Origin of the sequence: Nocardia arthritidis, assembly GCF_011801145.1 — a bacterium.
In the GTDB taxonomy this organism is placed as follows: domain Bacteria; phylum Actinomycetota; class Actinomycetes; order Mycobacteriales; family Mycobacteriaceae; genus Nocardia; species Nocardia arthritidis_A.
Window position 1 is genome coordinate 3,177,162 of sequence record NZ_CP046172.1, and the last position, 16,452, is coordinate 3,193,613.

The following is a 16,452-nucleotide window of genomic DNA, read 5'->3' on the forward strand; positions in this document are numbered from 1 at the left end:
GTTACTTCGGAACCGTGTTGCCGGTATGTGATGTCTCGGCGATCACGGCATCGCTGAACGGCGGCCAGGCCGCACGCGCCCAGTCGCCGAAATTCTCGTCGGTGAGCGCGAGACACGCCAGCGCCGACTCGGGGTCGACCCACAGAAATGTTCCCGACTGCCCGAAATGCCCATAAGTTCGAGCCGAATTCGTGGCACCCGTCCAATGCGGGGATTTCCCGTCGCGGATTTCGAATCCGAGACCCCAGTCATTGGGGCGCTGCGAACCGAAACCCGGAAGTACGCCGTTGAGTCCGGGGAACTGTACCGAGGTGGCCGCCGCGTGCATTTCCGGCGACACCAGCCGAGGTGTGAGCAATTCTGTCGCAAAAGCAGTCAGATCGCGCACGGTCGAGCGCGCGCCATGTCCTGCCGAACCGACCAGTTCCGAGGATTTCATGCCGAGTGGTTCGAAGACGGCATCGTGCAGATACTCCTCGAACGCGATGCCGGTCTGCTCGGCGACGAATGCGGCCAGCAACTCGAATCCGGTGCTGGAGTAGATCCGCTTGGCGCCCGGCGCGGCCAGCAGATCGGCGCTGTCGAAGGCGACGCCGGAGGTGTGGGCCAGCAGATGACGCACGGTCGCGCCGGGCGCGCCCGCCGGTTGGTCGAGTTCGATCGCGCCCTCCTCGACGGCGATCAGCACCGCGTACGCGACCAGCGGCTTGGTGACGGAGGCCAGTGGGAAAACCAGATCGATATCGCCCTCGCTGGTCGCACCGCCGGAGGTGACGACCGCGGCGGCCGCATGCCGGGCCGGCCAATCGCGAATCTGCTCGAGAGAACGCACGCCGCGAGCCTACCGGCCGGAAGCCGATACCATCGGTACCACTATGAGCGCAGCACTCACCATCCACGGCGAGGTGGCCACCGGTTACGGTCCCGTCGCCGATGCCTTCCGGCGCAATTTCCAGCGGCACGGCGAGATCGGCGCGGCCGTCGCGGTTTTCGACGGCGACCGGCCCGTCGTCGATCTCTGGGCCGGTCATCGAGACCGGCGGCGCACAGTGCCGTGGGAGCGGGACACCATCGTTCCGGTGTTCTCCTCGACGAAGGGGATGGCGGCGTTCGTGCTCGCGACCCTGGTGTCGCGCGGCCTGCTGGATTACGAGCGGCCGGTGGCCGAATACTGGCCCGAATTCGCGGCGGAAGGCAAAGCCGCGGTGACGGTGCGGCAGTTGATCGACCACCAGGCCGGACTGTCCGGATTGGACACCGTAGTGAAGCTGCCGCAGATCGCCGACCTGGACGGACTGGCGAAGATCTTGGCCGCGCAGCGGCCCGCATGGCGGCCCGGCACCCGGCACGGCTATCACGCCATCACCCTCGGCCTGTATCAGGGCGAGTTGGTGCGCCGCGTCGACCCCGAGAAACGAACGCTCGGGCGGTTTTTCGCGGAGGAGATCGCGAAACCCCTAGGCCTGGACTTCTTCATCGGCTTGCCCGCCGACGAGCCGATGGACCGGATCGCGGTGCTCTCGGCCACCAAGGGCGTCGACATTCTCCGTTACGAGCGCGACCTGCCGCTGCGAATCGGTATCGATGTCTACCGTAAGCGCGGGCATTCGTATGCGGCGCTTACCAATCCACGCACCGGCGCACCTGCCCGGGCCACCCGTCGCGAATTCCTCGAAGTGGAGTTGCCGGGTTCCAACGGCGTCGGCAACGCCAGATCCCTCGCCCGGGTCTACGGTGCCGCCGCGGCGCGCACCGGTGCGCTGCCGATCGACAACGCGGTGCTCGACCGGCTCGCCGTCGGCGACACCGCGGACGACGTGCCCGCCGATGACCTTGTGTTGCATATGAAGAGCCGCTACCACCTCGGTTTCCGCAAGTCCCGCGGCACCTTCCGCTTCGGCTCGGACAAACGGGCCTACGGCACAACGGGACTCGGCGGCTCCTTCGGCTTCGCCGATCCGGCGACGGGTCTCGGCTTCGGCTATTCGATGAACCGCCTCGGCATGGCCGTACTCGACGACGTGCGCAGCAGGAATCTGCGCGCGGCGCTACTGCGCTGCCGGGGCTGATCGCTACTCGGCGAGCGCGTCGCGGATCAGCTCGACCGGATGCCATGCGGTGCGGCCCGCGCCGTGAAAGATCTGCTGGCGGCAGGAAACTCCGGTCGCGGCGACGACGGTGTCCGCGGGCTCGGCGGCCAGCGCCGGGAAGAGCCGGTCGCCGCCGACGTTCATCGACATCTGGTAGTGCTCCGATTCGAAGCCGAACGAGCCGGCCATACCGCAGCAACCGGAATCGATCTCCTCGACGCGCGCACCCGGAATCCGCCGCAGCAGCGCCATGGTCGCGGCCGTGCCCACCTCCGCCTTCTGATGGCAGTGGCCGTGGAAGACGATCCGCTTGCCCGCGAGCGGTGAATCGGCACGCAGGCGTAGCCGCCCGGCGTCGATCGCCTCGATCAGCAGTTCCTCCACCTGCCGCACCCGGTCCGCGACCGCTCGCACCGCCGCCGTGTCGGGCAGCAGCGCCGCGTGCTCGTCGCGCAGCATGAACAGGCATGAGGGTTCGCAGCCGACGATCGGTGAGCCTGGTTCGGTGTTCGCGAGCGAATCGATAAGTCCCGCAGCCTTTTTCCGCGCGTCATCGAGTAGGCCCTTGGACATGCTCGATCGGCCGCAGCAGCCGCCTGCGGCCAGATCGACCCGCCATCCGGCGCGCTCGAGCAGTTCGATGGCCGCGATGCCGATCCGCGGCTCGGTATAGGTGCTGAACGAATCGGCGAGCCAGTTGACGGTGCCCAGTGACGTTGCGGGCGCGGCACTTCGGTGGCGGAACCAGCGAATCAGGTTGCGCCGCTGGTAGACCGGCAATGGGCGGGCGTCCGTGATGCCGAGCGTGCGGTCCATGATGCGGCGCACCGGGCCGATCCGGCCGGGCAGGTTGGACAGCGGCGCGGTCGCCGAACCGAGCCGGTTGAGCAGCCGAATGGATCCGAAAACCTTTGCGCGCAAGGGTGTTCCGTGGATTTCGTGATGGTGCGCCAGAGCTTCGGCCTTCAGCGAAGCCATGTCTACGCTCATCGGGCATTCGCTCTTGCATGCCTTGCACATCAGGCACAGATCGAGGATGTCGTGCAGCCGCTCGTCGCCGAGCGCGGTATGCGGATCCGGTTCGGACAGCGCTTTCACCAGCGCGTTGGCTCGGCCGCGGGTGGCGTGCTCCTCGTTCTTCGTCGCGATATACGACGGGCACATCACGCCGGGACCGGCCTTGCGGCACAGGCCGATATTCATGCAGCGGTCCGCCGCGCCGCGCATACCGCCGACCACCTCGAACGTCAGCTTCGTCGCGATGGGCGGTGCGGGCGGCAGCGCGTCGCGGTCGCGCAGATGCTCGGTCATCGGCGGCGCGTCGACGATCTTGCCCGGATTCATGATGTTGCCGGGATCGAAGAGCCGCTTGACCTTTCGCATCGCCTCGTACAGTTCGTCGCCGAAGATGCCCGGATTGAATTCGCTGCGGGCCAGGCCGTCGCCGTGTTCGCTCGAGTTCACCCCGCCGTATTCGGCGACCAGATCCTTGATCGCCTCGGCGACCGTGCGCATCTTCACCACCTGATCCGGATCGGTGAGATCGACGAACGGTCGGATGTGCAGGCAGCCCACCGAACAGTGGCCGTAGAATCCGGCCGCCAGCTTGTGCGCGTCCAGAATCTCCTTGAACCGCTTGGTGTATTCGGCAAGGTGCCTCGGCTCGACGGCGGTGTCCTCCACGAAGGCGAGCGGGCGGCGGGTGCCCTCGCCCGCGGCCATCAGCAGGCCGAGGCTTGATTTACGGACCTTCAACAGTGCGGTCTGATCGGCAGGGGTCACCGCGCGCAGGGTGTGATACCCGTGCCCGTCGCGCCGCCACAGTTCATCGAGCCGGTCCAGTTTCGCGATCAGCTCGGTCTCGTCGTCGCCGGAGAACGAAACGAAAAGCAGCGCACCGGGATCGCCGACGAGAATTTCGCCGAGCGAGGCATATTCGATCTTCTGCCGGGACAGGTCGAGGATCGTTTTATCCATCAGCTCGACCTGATGCGGTTCGCAGCTCAGCGCATCGGTGGTGGCCTCGATGGCGCTGATGGCGTCGGCGAAATGGCCGACCGCGTACACCGTGTGCGCGGGCTTGGGCACCAGATCGACCAGCGCGTGCGTGACGATCAGCAGCGTGCCCTCCGCGCCGACCACGAACTTGGCCAGGTCGAACGGGCGGTCCGCGCCGAAACCCGCCAGCCTGTCGAGCCGGTAGCCGCCCGCCCGCCGCCAGAACACGGGCATCCCGGCTTCGATGATCTGTTCGTTCGCGCTGATCAGATCCGGAAGTGCTTGGTAGATACGGCCTTCCAAGGTCGGCCGGTGCGCGCGACGTTCAAGCTCGGCCTCGTCGACCGGCGCCAGCCGCACGCGCGAGCCGTCGGCGAGCACCGCGTCCAGCGCGCGGACATGATCGATGGTCATGCCGTAGGTGAGCGAGCCGCTGCCCGCGGAGTTGTTGCCGATCATCCCGCCGATGGTGGCCCGATTGCTGGTCGAGGTGTCCGGGCCGAACATCAGCCCGTGCGCGGCGGCGGCCCGGTTCAGCTGATCCTGCACCACCCCGGCCTCGACGAGCGCGGTGCGGGCCACCGGATCTATGTCGATGATCCGGTTCATGTGCCGGGACATATCGAGTACCAGCCCGGAGCCGACGGTCTGGCCCGCCAGGCTGGTGCCCGCGCCGCGCGCGACGATCGGCACGCCCTCGGTGCCCGCGGCCCGCACCGCCGCGGCGACATCGTCGGCATCGCGGGGAAATACCACGCCCATCGGCATGATCGAGTACATGCTGGCGTCGCGGGAGAAGAGGTGACGGGTGTATTCGTCGAAAGCGACCTCGCCGCTTATGGTTTCGCGGAGCGCCCGCTCCAGGCGCTCGGCGGTCGTATTCGATGTCATCGGATTCCTTGTGCTCCATTGGTTTTCGCGTCGGTGCCGAAAGTGGCGGCGCATCTCGCGCGGCTGCCAATCAGCCGAGCCGAGCGGCATCCGTTTCCGATTGGTCGTGCGGTACAACCGATTTGCTTTCAACAGTTGCGCCATCGGGGTAAGCGGATCGTTCGGCGGCCTCCGGTTGCGGCTGGGTCGCTGAAGTGCTTGTTGCCGCGCGCAATCGTTTTCGCAACGTCAGCACGAGGAGTGCGGCCACCCCGAATACCGCGCCGAAGAACGCTTGCGTGAGCGCGTAACCACCGCCGCTGAGGTCGCTGAGCCAACCGCCGAGATAGGGCCCGAAGAAACTGCCCAGGTTGCCGACCCCGTTGATCAGGCCCATGCCCGCGCCCGCGGCGGCGACCGGGGTGAGTTTGGTGACCGTGGCCCAGAACGGTCCGTACCAGGCGATCGACGCGGCGGTGCCGAAGATCATCGCCGCGAGCACCAGCCACTTCTGCTGTGCCGAAATCAAACTCGCGCCGCCGAGGATCGCCGCCGCGGTCGCGAGCACCAGCGACATGTGTGCGATATGTCCGCCCCGGCGGTCCGCCGAACGGCCGACGAGGATGATGGCGACGCCCGCGGCCAACTGCGGCAGTATCGCGACGAGACCCACCTTCATGTCGGTGTGGAATGCCTTTTTGAGCACGCTCGGCAGCCATAGCGTCAGGCCGAGCAGACCCATCTGCGTCAGGGTGTAGATCATCGCGAACTGCCAGACGATCGGGCTGGTCAGGGCCGCCTTGAAGGTGCCGCGATGCTGCAGCGGCTCACCCTCGGCCAGCCGGGATCGCTCGATGTAGTCGCGTTCGGCCTGGGAGAGCCAGCCCGCCTTGGCCGGGGTGTCGCGCACCACCGCAAGCCAGGCGATCAGCCCGACCACCAGCGGGGCGCCGCCCTGGATCAGGAACATCCAGCGCCAGTCCAGATAGGTGAGGATGACACCGGAGAACGGTGCCGCCACGATCGCCGCGATCGGCGTGTAGAGCTTGAAAATCGCGTAGGCCCTGCCCCTTTCGGCGAACGGGAACCACGACCGGATGGTCGTCATCAGCGCGGGCTGCACACCGCCCTCGGCGACGCCGAGCAGGAAGCGCGCGATCAGCAGCTGGCCGACGGAGTGGGTGAGGCCCGATGCCATGGCGGCGATGCTCCACAGCACCATCAGGATGGCGATCCACTGGCGCGCGCTCCAGCGTTCGGCGATGTAACCGCCGGGGATCTGCAGTAATAGGTAGCCCCAGAAGAAGATTCCGCTCGCCAGGCCCTGCTGGGACTTGCTGAGATGCAAATCGGTTTCGAGGTGGGGCAGCGCGAAACTGATATTGGTCCGGTCGATGTAACAGATGACGTAGATGAATACGACGATCGGCAAAATGTAGGTCCAGCGCTTCATTTCGGACAGGCGCCGGACGGGGGAAGTCCGCTCGATCAACGACCTACCTCCTCGTAGGTGACCGGCGCGATCGGCGCCGGGTATCGAATCCAGCTCTGCGAGCATGGGTGAGCCACTCGTTGCGGAGCATTTCTGAGTCGAAGATCGGATGCCGTCATCGGCGGACGTGCCCAGCAGGGAGCGAGAGAATTTGCGGGCCGAAAAACCTATCGGCCCAAGGTTATTCGGCGCGCAGCAGGTCGAGCGCGGCTTGCAGGCCCGCCGGGTCGACGGTGACGCCCGCCAGTTGCAGACCCATCTGGACGCCGGCGAGGGTTCCGGCCAGCATCAGGTCGTTGTAGGAACCGAGGTGGCCGATGCGGAACACCCGCCCGGCGAGTTTGCCGAGGCCCGCGCCGAGCGACATATCGAAGCGGTCCAAGATGATTCGGCGCACCTTGTCCGCGTCGTATTCGGGGCCGAGCAGTACGGCGGTGAGCACGCCGGAGTACTCGCGCGGGTCGGCGCAAAGGATTTCGAGTCCCCAGCCGTGGACGGCGGCCCGGGTAGCGGCGGCGTGGCGGCTGTGCCGCGCGAAAACATTAGGCAGACCCTCTTCTTCGAGGATCAGCAGGGCCTCGCGCAGTCCGTACAGCAGATTGGTGGTCGGGGTGTACGGGTAGAAACCGCGTTCGTTGGCGGTGAGGATGGGCGTCCAATCCCAGTAGGACTTCGGCAGCAGCGCGGATTGCCTTGCGGCGAGCGCTTTTTCGCTTATCGCATTGAAGCCCAGGCCCGGCGGCAGCATGAGGCCCTTCTGCGAGCAGCCGACCGTCACGTCGACACCCCACGCATCGTGGCGGTAGTCGATGGACCCGAGCGAGGAGATCGTGTCCACCAGCAGCAGCGCGGGATGGTCCGCGGCGTCGACGGCGGCCCGGATCTCCGGTATCCGGCTGGTCACTCCGGTCGATGTCTCGTTGTGCACCACCATCACCGCCGCGATGGTGTGCGCGGTATCCGCGGCGAGCCGATCGGCGACGGCGGCCGGATCGACGCCGCGTCGCCAGTCGCCGGGCACGAATTCGACTGCGAGCCCGAGGCGTTCGGCCATCTCCCGCCAAAGGCTCGCGAAGTGACCGGTTTCGAAGGCCAGCACCCGGTCGCCGGGGGAGAGGGTGTTCACCAGCGCCGCCTCCCATGCGCCGGTGCCGGAAGACGGATAGATGACCACCGGGCCGCCGGTGCCGAACACCGGTTTGAGCTTGTCCATCAAATGTATTGCGAGTTCGGCGAATTCGGGTCCGCGGTGGTCGATGGTCGGTCGCGCGATGGCCTGCAGCACGCGATCGGGGACGTTGGTGGGGCCGGGAATCTGCAGGAAATGCCGTCCACTGTGCGGGGTGATCACTATCGGGTTCCATTCTGTGCCGTGAGATGGCACACTGTTCCGCAAGAAGGTTCAGCAAGGGTAGGGATGCCCAATCGAGGAGTCAAGGCTTTGCGGAACGTGCTGAATACATTGCGGGTGCTGGAGGAGGTCGCGGCCCGGCAGCCGGTCGGGGTCGGTGAATTGGCGCGCGTCCTGGACATGCCGAAAAGTTCGGTGCAGCGCGCGCTGGTCACCCTCGATACGGCCGGGTGGATTCGTCCCGCATCCGGTGAGGTCACCCGGTGGGTGCTCACCACGAAGGCGCTCGCGGTGGGCGGCCGGGCCGGCGGCGATCTCGGGCTGCGCGGCGCCGCGCTGCCGATCATGGAGGATCTGCGCAGGCGCACCGGGGAGACGATCCATCTCACCGTGCCGGAGGACGGCAAGATGGTGCTCATCGAGCGACTGGAAACCGATAAGCCGGTCCGCACGAATATGGCTCTGGGACACTCACTTCCGTTACACGCCTCCGCCAACGGCAAGGCGGTGCTCGCCTACGCCGACCCGGAGACCGTCCGGCGCCTCCTCGCCGCCGAACTCCCGCGCTACACCGACACCACCGTCACCGACCCGGACCGACTGCGCGCCGAACTCGCTGCCATCCGCACCAGAGGCTTCGCCGTCAACCGCGGCGAATGGCGCTCCGACGTAGGCGCCGTCGCCGCCGCCGTCCGCACCCCCGACGCCACCCCCATCGCCAGCCTCAGCGTCAACCTCCCCATCGGCCGCCTGACCCCCGACTCCGAACCCACCTTCGGCACCGCCGTCCACGAAGCCGCCCAAACCCTCAGCACCCGACTGGGTTAGCGGCGTTACCTTTTCGAGCGCTCGAGGTGCGACGATGAGCGGCCGCTCGGCCGCGTTCAGCATCGCCAGCACCTTCTCCGCTTGCGCGCGGGTCGCGGCCGGACGCTGCACCGGCAACGGCTCGTAGGTGTCGATATCGAACTCGATCTCGGCCAGTTGCACATCGATCGGTAGGTCGATCAACACCGGGCCGGGACGGCCTTCGCGCATCAGCCGGAACGCCTTCTGGAAGGTGCCGGGCACTTGGGCGGCCTCCAACACCGTGACCGCCCACTTGGTCACCGGCGCCGCGATCGCGGCGATATCGACCGCCTGGAAATCCTCCTTATGCAGCTTGGCGACCGGCGCTTGCCCGGTGATGCACAGGATCGGGACCGAATCCGCGCTGGCCGAATACAATCCGGTGACCATATCGGTCCCCGCCGGACCCGAAGTCCCGACACAGACACCGATATTCCCCGCCGCCGCCCGCGTGTACCCCTCGGCCATATGCGAGGCCGCCTCCACATGCCGCGCCAGCACATGCCCGATCCCACCGTGGGCCTTCAACGCACTGTAGAACGGGTTGATCGCCGCCCCCGGCAACCCGAAAGCCTGTGTAGCCCCTTCCTTTTCCAGAATCAACACAGCAGCGTCAACCGCACGCATTCGAACCATCGTCAGTTCACCTTCGCCCGCCCGCTGAGCCGCTCCACCCCGCGCAGCAGCGCGCTGTGGTCGAGCGCCCCATCGCCGTTCGCCTTGGCGGCGGCCATCAATTGGGTGACCAGCGCGCCCACCGGCAGCACCACACCGGCCTGCCGCGCGGCGTCGGACACGATGCCCAAATCCTTGTGGTGCAGGTCGATTCGGAATCCGGGCTGGAAGGCGCGGGCCAGCATGGTGTCCTGCTTCAGCTCGAGCACCCGCGAACCGGCCAGCCCGCCGCCGAGCACCCGCAGCGCCGCCTCGGTGTCGACACCGTATGTCTCCAGGAACACGATGGCCTCGGCCAGCGCCTGGATATTGGCGGCGACGATCAGTTGGTTGGCCGCCTTGACGGTCTGACCGGAACCGCTGGGGCCAACGTGCACAACGGTTTTGCCCACCGCGTCGAAGATCGGCCGCGCCCGCTCGAAGTCGGCATCGGCGCCACCGACCGCGATGGACAGCGTCGCGCCGACCGCACCCGCCTCACCGCCGGAGACCGGCGCGTCCAGCATCCGGAGACCGGATTCGGCTGCCTGACGGGCGAATTCGGCCGCGACGTCGGGACGGATGGTGGAGAAGTCGATGATCAGCGCGCCCGCTTCGGCGCTGTCGAAGACGCCCTTCTCGCCGGTCAGCACCGCGCGCACGTCGGGCGAGTCGGGCACCATCACGCAGATCACCTCCGCGCCGCGAACCGCGTCGGCGATCGAGGTCGCGGCACGCCCGCCCGCCGCGACCAGCGGCGCGGCCTTCGCGGCCGTGCGGTTGTACCCGGTGACTCGGTGACCCGCATTGGCCAGGTGCACGGCCATCGGGCTGCCCATGATGCCCAATCCGATGAAGGCGATATCGGGCCCGCCCGTCGCCCGGCCACCGCCCCTCATCGAATCGCTTCGCGATGCTGTAGTCATTTCGTATCCCTAGAGTTATTGCTGGACAATGGTTTTCAGTCGCCATCGGCGGCGCGGCGGTCGCGCGGCAGCCAGTCGAAGCTGTCGGCGGTGGCGCCGGAGGGCCGGTATTCGAGTCCGACCCAGCCACGGTAGCCGCGAGTCCACAACTCGGTGAGCTGACGCGACAACGGCAGTTCGCCGCTGCCCGGTTCGTTCCGGCCCGGATGGTCGGCGATCTGGACGTGGGCGATCCGGCCGGTGTGTTCGGCGATGACCTTGTCGACGTCGTCGCCGTTGACCGCCAGGTGGTAGAGGTCGGCGAGCAGTCCGAGATTCGTTGCGCCCGTGGCGGTCTGCACCCGGTCCAGGACGGCGAGGGCGTGCGCGGCGGTGCGCAGCGGGTAGCGGTCGGCGCCGCTGACCGGCTCGACGAGGACGGTGCCGCCGATGCGGTCGGCGGCCGCGGCCGCGGCGGCGAGGTTTTCCGTCGCCAACTCGTCCTGCTCCTCCGCCGATACTCCGACGATCCGATTTCCGTAGAGCGCGTTGAAGTTCCGGCAACCGAGTCGCTCGCCGATCCCGATTGTGACGTCGATATTGTCGCGAAATTCCGCGGATCGGGCCGGCCAGGAGACCAATCCGCGATCGCCGCCCGGCATATCGCCCGCGGCGAAGTTCAGTCCGGCCAGCGCGACACCCGCATCGGCGACGGCGCCGACGAACGCGTCGATCTCCGCGTCGCCGGGGACCGCGCTGTCGAACGGCCACCAGAACTCGACCGCGTCGAAGCCGGCCTGCCGCGCCGCCGCCGGGCGCGCGAGCACGGGTAGTTCGGTGAACAGGATCGAACAGTTGACCTCGTAGCGAAGCGTATGCCGCACAGTAGCTCCTTATTCCATAATACGGAAGAAAGATTCTGATATACGGAATATGCTAGAAGCCGGACTCCGGCCTCGTCAAGGAATGCCGAAGGTGTCGAGCGGTTTCCGGCCGCATCCGGGGGAGTCGGTAAACTTCCACCATCCGGAAACATGGAAGAGGCGAGTTGGTGACCGAAACCAAGGGGCGCGGCGGCGTCCAGTCGATCGAGCGCGCGTTCGGGCTGCTCGAGACCATGGCCGATGGGGGAGGGATGATGGGCCTTTCCCAGCTCGCCGCGGCGTCCGGCCTGCCGCTGCCGACCATCCACCGGCTGGTGCGCACGCTCGTCGACCTCGGCTACCTGCGGCAGGAGCCCTCGCGTCAGTACGTGCTCGGCCCGAAGCTGATCAAACTGGGCGAAAGCTCGGCGCACATGCTCGGTGTGCGAGCCAGGCCGCAGCTGCAGCATCTCGTCGACGAACTGGGCGAATCCGCGAATATGGCCATGCTCGACGGCGACCAGGTGGTCTACGTCGCCCAGGTGCCGTCCCGGCATTCCATGCGCATGTTCACCGAGGTCGGCCGCAGGGTGCTGCCGCACTGCACCGCCGTCGGCAAGGTGCTGCTGGCGGGCATGCCCGCCGAGCAGGCCCGAGATCTGTTGCGGCGCACCGGCATGCCCCGCTACACCGAGCACACCGTCACCGACCCGGCCGAATTCGCCCGCCAGCTGGCGGCCGCGGCCCGCGACGGCTACGCCACCGACGACGGCGAACAGGAATTGGGTGTCCGCTGCGTCGCGGTGGCGATCCCGGACGCGCCCGCCAAACTGGCCGTCTCCATCTCCGGCCCGGTCGGCCGCATGTCCGAGGATCTGGTTCGCCGCGCGGTCCCGCTGCTCACCGAGGTGAGTCGCGCGCTGTCCGCCGACCTGAACTAGGCCCTGTGTCGAAGTCCCATCCGGCGCCTCCGTGGCCCAGCCGGACTTCGACACAGGGCCTGGCCGTCCCCGGTTCCGGACGCTTGCGCATCGGCGGCGCGGCTGCGATCCTCGTGCTCATGATCTTCGATGGAAAGGGCGTTTCGCGCCCGAGCCGGTGAGCCCCGACGAGGCCACGTTCGTGGCCCACGCACTATCGCTCGCCGCTCTGTACGGTCCCGGTCCCTGGCCGGGGGACGGGTATCCGCTTCCGGATGAAAAGCCCCGTGAGCACGGTCGATTCGTACTGCCGAGCGTCGTGCTCGACGGTATCAATACCCATCATCGCCGGGCCGCGGCACAGCCGGTGACCGAACTGGCCGACGGTGTGGTCGCCGGAATGGACGATCCGGCTCGGCTGCTGGAGCTCTTCGCGGGACTGTCGCCCGTGCGGATCGCCGACGATCTGGTGCGCGAGTTGCGATCTCGCGACCTACCGCGCGAAAAGCTGCGACGGGCGGCACGATTCGTCACCGAGAACGCCACCCGCAGGGAGGTGGCCAAGCTCGGTATCGTGCTGCTCGGCATCTGCGGTGACGAACGCGACCGCGAATTGCTGCAATTGCTGGGAACATTGGATGAGTTCGCGCTTTTCGCGGTCGTCGCGCTGCTGCGAACCCAAACCGACGGTCAGCGCGCGGTTTTCGAGCTGGCGCGCCAGCTCGTGGGCTGGGGCCGCATCCACGCGGTCGAACGGTTGGCGGGCTGTAGCGACCCCGATATTCGAGCCTGGTTGCTGCGCAGCGGTTTTCGCAACGATGTGATGGACGAGTATCTGGCCTATATCGCCGCGACGACCGGCGGCCTGTACGAGGCCCTGCTGGACGATACCGTCGACGACGAACTGCTCGACGGGGCCGCGGGCATCCTGCGGGCGCTGGCCTTCGGCGGCCCCGCCGAGGATATGCGCGACTACCCGGACGCTGTCGCGGCCATGCACCGCTTCGCCGAATTGGTCGACCGCGCCGACCCGGCCATCGTTCGGCTCGATGCGGCACTCACCATCGAAAAGTGGTTGTCCAACGCGGATTTCGACTGGCCGGACGGCGAACCCGGTCGGCTTCGGGTCCGCTACGCAGCGCTGTTGTTCAGCGGCTACCGGATTCCGCGACGACGGTGGCGCGAGTTGGTCACCGGTGTGCTCTCGGGTAATTCGGCCGTCACGGGCGAGGGGCATATCTTCGAGACCGCGCTGTCCTGCGCGGGCAGGCTCGGCATCGATGCGTTGCCGGACGCCATCGCACGATTGCGCATCGAGCCCGACAACGCCTATGTCTGGCAGTGGGCGATGCGGCACGCGGGCGCGGATCGGATCGGCGGGGTCGTCGAACTCGCCGAACAGCTGCTGCCGCTTGCCGAGCTGGCCCACGGCCCGTCCGAATCACTGGGCATCGGCCGGGAATTCGCGGCCGACCGGGTGCTGGAGATCGTCGTCGGACGGCTGCGCGTGCATCCGGGCATCGGCGCGGGCCTGCTGCCCGTTGCGCTCGCGAATCGGGTCATCCGCTGCCGCCGCGCCGCGCTCGCGACCCTCGCCGCCTGGCCGCCCGCGGTCCGCCCGGCCGCATCGGGCGAATGGGTCGCGGCCGCCGCGGAGTGGGAGATCGACCCCGAGCTGCGTCGGGAGATGCTGGCATTCCTGGCTGGGTGAGCCGGATCGACTGTGCGCCAGGCTATTCGGTGATTGCGGCGCACCGGCCGAGTCGTCTGGCCACGGCGTTCGACCGTCGCTATATGATATAACGTTTGCAGTTCGGGTGCGGATCCGCGCGCCGAAGGTTCATGCGCCGCCGTCGTGCCGGTGGTGCCGACAACAGGGAAATCATCGATGAGTCACGGGAATTCGCGCACCGCCGCAATCCTGGCGAGCTGTCTCGCCGTATTCGCCGCCGCAGCGCTCGGCGGCGGGCCCGCACACGCCGACCGGCCGGAGGTCCGGCCGTTCATCCTCGCGAATGGTGGTATGCAGCAGGCGTTTTCCACCGAGGGCCTGACGAATCAGACGTGTGTCGCCGATCGGATGCTGCCGCCGACGCACCCCTACCTCGAGAATACGATCGCATCGATGCGGGCCGCGTTCGAAATCGGTGCGGATATCGTCGAATTCGATATCCAGCCGACCGCCGACCGCCGATTCGCGGTCACCCACGAGTGGGATCTGGAATGTCGCACCGACGGAAAGGGAAAGACCAGCGATCATACGCTGGCGCAGCTGCAAACCCTCGACGTCGGCTACCGCTACACCGCCGACGGCGGAAAGACCTATCCGTTCCGCGGCAAGGGAATCGGCCTGATGCCCTCACTCGAGCAGGTGCTCGACACCTTTCCGGACAAGCGCCTGCTCATCGATATGAAGAGTAATGAACCGGCCGATGGGCAGCAGTTGGCGACCGCTTTGTCGACGCTGTCCGAGGGGCGCAGGAAGCTGCTCAGCGTTGAGGGCGGTGACAAGTCGATTGCCGCACTGCGGCAACAACTTCCGGATATGCGGGTCACCTCGCGGGCTATTATCGCGGACTGTGTCGCGACCTTCGCCGCAACCGGTTGGCACGGTGACGTCCCGCAGTCGTGCCGAAATATCGAGCTCCTGCTGCCCGATAAGTTCGCTCCCATGCTGTGGGGCTGGCCGAACGATTTCATCGAGCGCATGGCGGACAACGACACCGTCGTCGTCATCGAAAAGGGTGACGGCACCGAGGAATTCTCCAGCGGCTTCGACTCACCCGAAGATCTCCAGCGGCTGCCGCCGGGTTATCGGGGTGGGGTGTGGACCAATCACGTCGACCGAATCGCGCCGGTATTCAACCGCAACTGACACCGCCGAGAATGGCGCGCGCCTCCGCCGCGTTCTCCATGAGATGGATGCGCACCGCGGTGCGCACTCCGTAGGCATCGCGGTCGCACGCCGCGTCGACGATGGCTTGATGACGGCGCCGGTGCCGGTCGACATCGACCGCGGCGGCGTCGATCGGGTCGAAGGTGAGCCGGGTGAACCGATCCGCGGCGTCCCAGAGCGCGTGCACCGTGCGCAGATCCCATTCGGTCGCGGCGGGCCGCAGCGGCAGTTCGTGGAACTCCCGATCGTGTGCCCAGCTCCGCTCGGTGATCGGCGTGCGGAAGGTCGCGTCGAGCAGCCGTTGCAGGCGCGCGAGATCGGCGGGCGTGAGCAGCGGCACGGATTCGGCCGCCAGCTCCGGCTCGATCGAGATCCTGAGCCGGTAGATCGACTCCAGATCGTGCGCGTCGAGTGCGCACAGCACCGTGCCGCGCGCGGGGCGCGAACTGAGCAGTCCCTGAGTTCGCAACTGGCGCAACGCTTCTCGGACCGGTAGTTCGCCGACGCCGAGCTGCTCGGTCAGCGTTCGCGCCGCGATGGCCGCACCCGGCGCCAGCTCGCCGCCGATGACGCGGCGGCGGATCTCGTGCAGTACCTGATCGACCGCGGGCACCTGCCCTGCCGTGTCGTCCATTTCGCCTCCAGCACATCGCGACCGCGTCTATACGATATAGCGCAGCCTTGCCTCGATTCGCCGCCCACTAGGCGTACCTCCGCATTCGCTCCGGCCATGCGCGGGTCTGCGGACGGGCTGCGCCCGACAGCGCCCATTAGGCTGGTGGCAGCTACATCGCGATACCGGATCGGAGGACCATGGCCACCCGCGGGGAAGGCGCGGCGCTCGTTCGCCCGCTGGCGGATAAATCCCTGGCTCAGCAGGTCACCACCGAGATCCGGCGCTCGATCGTCTTCGGGGTGCTGCGGCCGGGCCAAGCCTTTTCGGTACGCGAGATCGCCGCGCAGCTGAACGTCAGCTTCATTCCGGTGCGAGAGGCGTTGCGCGAGTTGGAATCTCAGGGCCTGGTAATCAACCGGCCCGGCCGCAGCCCGCTCGTCGCGCCGCTGTCGGCGGCGGATCTGCGCGGAATCTTCCGGCTGCGCGGGCTGATCGAGCCGGAACTCGGATCGCGCGCCTGCCCGCTGCTCGACGTGGCGGCTCGGACCCGGCTGCACGAATTGATCGATCGGCTCACCGCACCGGCGGGCGCCGCCGACGAACGATACGACGCCGAGTTGGCGTTCCACCTCGAATTGATCCGGCCGGCCGCGACGGCATGGGATATCCGGACATTGGACAACCTGTGGCATGCCGCCAGCCGCTATCGCTTCAACGGTGCGCAGGGGCGCGGCGTCGAACCGCGCGCCGACTCCTTTCGCGCGCTGGCCGACGCGGCGGACCCGGAACGCGCGCGAGCGGCCGTGCAGGCGCATCTCGACGCGCTGGAGGCCGACCTGCGGCGCGGATTGGACGCGACCGACGCGTAATTCGGCTATTTTCCGTCGCGGTCCGGTCGCTGCCGGAATTTAATTGCCGCGCAAGGCTATTCGGTAGGCATAGTTCAAT

General features: G+C 67.4%; 13 protein-coding genes and 1 pseudogene. 6 read left to right on the forward strand and 8 right to left on the reverse strand.

All coding sequences use genetic code 11. The annotated features are described in order from the left end of the window. Window position 1: 1 nt before the first annotated feature. On the reverse strand, window positions 2–832 hold the full coding sequence (locus F5544_RS14115; RefSeq protein WP_167473621.1) for a serine hydrolase domain-containing protein: 831 nt from the start codon (window positions 830–832) through the stop codon (window positions 2–4). 43 nt (window positions 833–875) lie between these two features. On the opposite strand from F5544_RS14115, the gene F5544_RS14120 reads away from it, so the two are divergent. Further along, the gene (locus tag F5544_RS14120; protein ID WP_167473622.1) at window positions 876–2,069 is read left to right on the forward strand and encodes a serine hydrolase domain-containing protein; all 1,194 of its coding nucleotides are present in this window, start codon (window positions 876–878) and stop codon (window positions 2,067–2,069) included. A 3-nt stretch (window positions 2,070–2,072) separates the two neighbouring features. Here F5544_RS14120 and F5544_RS14125 read toward each other — a convergent pair whose 3' ends face one another. The 3 genes from F5544_RS14125 to F5544_RS14135 form a co-directional block, all read right to left on the reverse strand. Then, on the reverse strand, window positions 2,073–4,979 hold the full coding sequence (locus tag F5544_RS14125; protein ID WP_174867336.1) for an FAD-binding and (Fe-S)-binding domain-containing protein: 2,907 nt from the start codon (window positions 4,977–4,979) through the stop codon (window positions 2,073–2,075). A gap of 70 nt (window positions 4,980–5,049) precedes the next feature. Further along, window positions 5,050–6,450, reverse strand: coding sequence for an MFS transporter (locus F5544_RS14130; RefSeq protein ID WP_167473623.1), 1,401 nt, complete (start codon window positions 6,448–6,450; stop codon window positions 5,050–5,052). Window positions 6,451–6,631: 181 nt separating this feature from the next. Beyond that, the gene (locus F5544_RS14135) at window positions 6,632–7,801 is read right to left on the reverse strand and encodes a pyridoxal-phosphate-dependent aminotransferase family protein (RefSeq protein ID WP_238847239.1); all 1,170 of its coding nucleotides are present in this window, start codon (window positions 7,799–7,801) and stop codon (window positions 6,632–6,634) included. 99 nt (window positions 7,802–7,900) lie between these two features. Here F5544_RS14135 and F5544_RS14140 point away from each other — a divergent pair, with 99 nt between their 5' ends. After that, window positions 7,901–8,629: an IclR family transcriptional regulator gene (locus F5544_RS14140; protein ID WP_238847445.1), complete on the forward strand. Its 729-nt coding sequence runs from the start codon at window positions 7,901–7,903 to the stop codon at window positions 8,627–8,629. A 27-nt stretch (window positions 8,630–8,656) separates the two neighbouring features. On the opposite strand, the pseudogene F5544_RS14145 reads toward F5544_RS14140, so the two are convergent. The 3 genes and pseudogenes from F5544_RS14145 to F5544_RS14155 form a co-directional block, all read right to left on the reverse strand. After that, window positions 8,657–9,286, reverse strand: a pseudogene (locus tag F5544_RS14145) (thiamine pyrophosphate-binding protein); the annotation flags it as partial. A gap of 2 nt (window positions 9,287–9,288) precedes the next feature. Next, entirely contained in the window at window positions 9,289–10,203 is a 915-nt protein-coding gene (locus F5544_RS14150; protein ID WP_167479187.1) for a 2-hydroxy-3-oxopropionate reductase, read from the reverse strand. Window positions 10,204–10,265: 62 nt separating this feature from the next. After that, complete coding sequence (locus F5544_RS14155; protein WP_167473625.1) at window positions 10,266–11,093, reverse strand: hydroxypyruvate isomerase family protein; 828 nt, start codon at window positions 11,091–11,093, stop codon at window positions 10,266–10,268. Between the two features lie 167 nt (window positions 11,094–11,260). On the opposite strand from F5544_RS14155, the gene F5544_RS14160 reads away from it, so the two are divergent. The 3 genes from F5544_RS14160 (at window position 11,261) to F5544_RS14170 (ending at window position 14,867) form a co-directional block, all read left to right on the forward strand. Continuing rightward, window positions 11,261–12,013, forward strand: a complete 753-nt coding sequence (locus tag F5544_RS14160; protein ID WP_167473626.1) for an IclR family transcriptional regulator — start codon at window positions 11,261–11,263, stop codon at window positions 12,011–12,013. A 181-nt stretch (window positions 12,014–12,194) separates the two neighbouring features. Continuing rightward, window positions 12,195–13,703 (forward strand): hypothetical protein, encoded by a 1,509-nt coding sequence (locus tag F5544_RS14165; protein ID WP_167473627.1) that lies wholly within the window; start codon window positions 12,195–12,197, stop codon window positions 13,701–13,703. A gap of 177 nt (window positions 13,704–13,880) precedes the next feature. Then, entirely contained in the window at window positions 13,881–14,867 is a 987-nt protein-coding gene (locus F5544_RS14170; RefSeq protein ID WP_167473628.1) for a glycerophosphodiester phosphodiesterase family protein, read from the forward strand. Here the strand turns inward: F5544_RS14170 and F5544_RS14175 are convergent. Then, window positions 14,854–15,522, reverse strand: coding sequence for a GntR family transcriptional regulator (locus F5544_RS14175; RefSeq protein ID WP_167473629.1), 669 nt, complete (start codon window positions 15,520–15,522; stop codon window positions 14,854–14,856). The two genes, F5544_RS14170 and F5544_RS14175, sit on opposite strands and share 14 nt — an antisense overlap. Before the next feature lie 179 nt (window positions 15,523–15,701). Between F5544_RS14175 and F5544_RS14180 the strand changes: the two genes are divergently transcribed. Continuing rightward, window positions 15,702–16,373 carry a GntR family transcriptional regulator gene (locus tag F5544_RS14180; RefSeq protein ID WP_167473630.1) on the forward strand — a complete coding sequence of 224 codons (672 nt, stop codon included), beginning with the start codon at window positions 15,702–15,704 and terminating at the stop codon, window positions 16,371–16,373. Window positions 16,374–16,452: the final 79 nt, after the last annotated feature.

Coding starts and splice junctions, on each gene's coding strand:
- F5544_RS14125 (WP_174867336.1), bottom strand. CDS start 4,979: ATGACATCGAATACGACCGCCGAGCGCCTGGAGCGGGCGCTCCGCGAA.
- F5544_RS14150 (WP_167479187.1), bottom strand. CDS start 10,203: ATGAGGGGCGGTGGCCGGGCGACGGGCGGGCCCGATATCGCCTTCATC.
- F5544_RS14175 (WP_167473629.1), bottom strand. CDS start 15,522: ATGGACGACACGGCAGGGCAGGTGCCCGCGGTCGATCAGGTACTGCAC.
- F5544_RS14170 (WP_167473628.1), top strand. CDS start 13,881: ATGAGTCACGGGAATTCGCGCACCGCCGCAATCCTGGCGAGCTGTCTC.
- F5544_RS14120 (WP_167473622.1), top strand. CDS start 876: ATGAGCGCAGCACTCACCATCCACGGCGAGGTGGCCACCGGTTACGGT.
- F5544_RS14180 (WP_167473630.1), top strand. CDS start 15,702: ATGGCCACCCGCGGGGAAGGCGCGGCGCTCGTTCGCCCGCTGGCGGAT.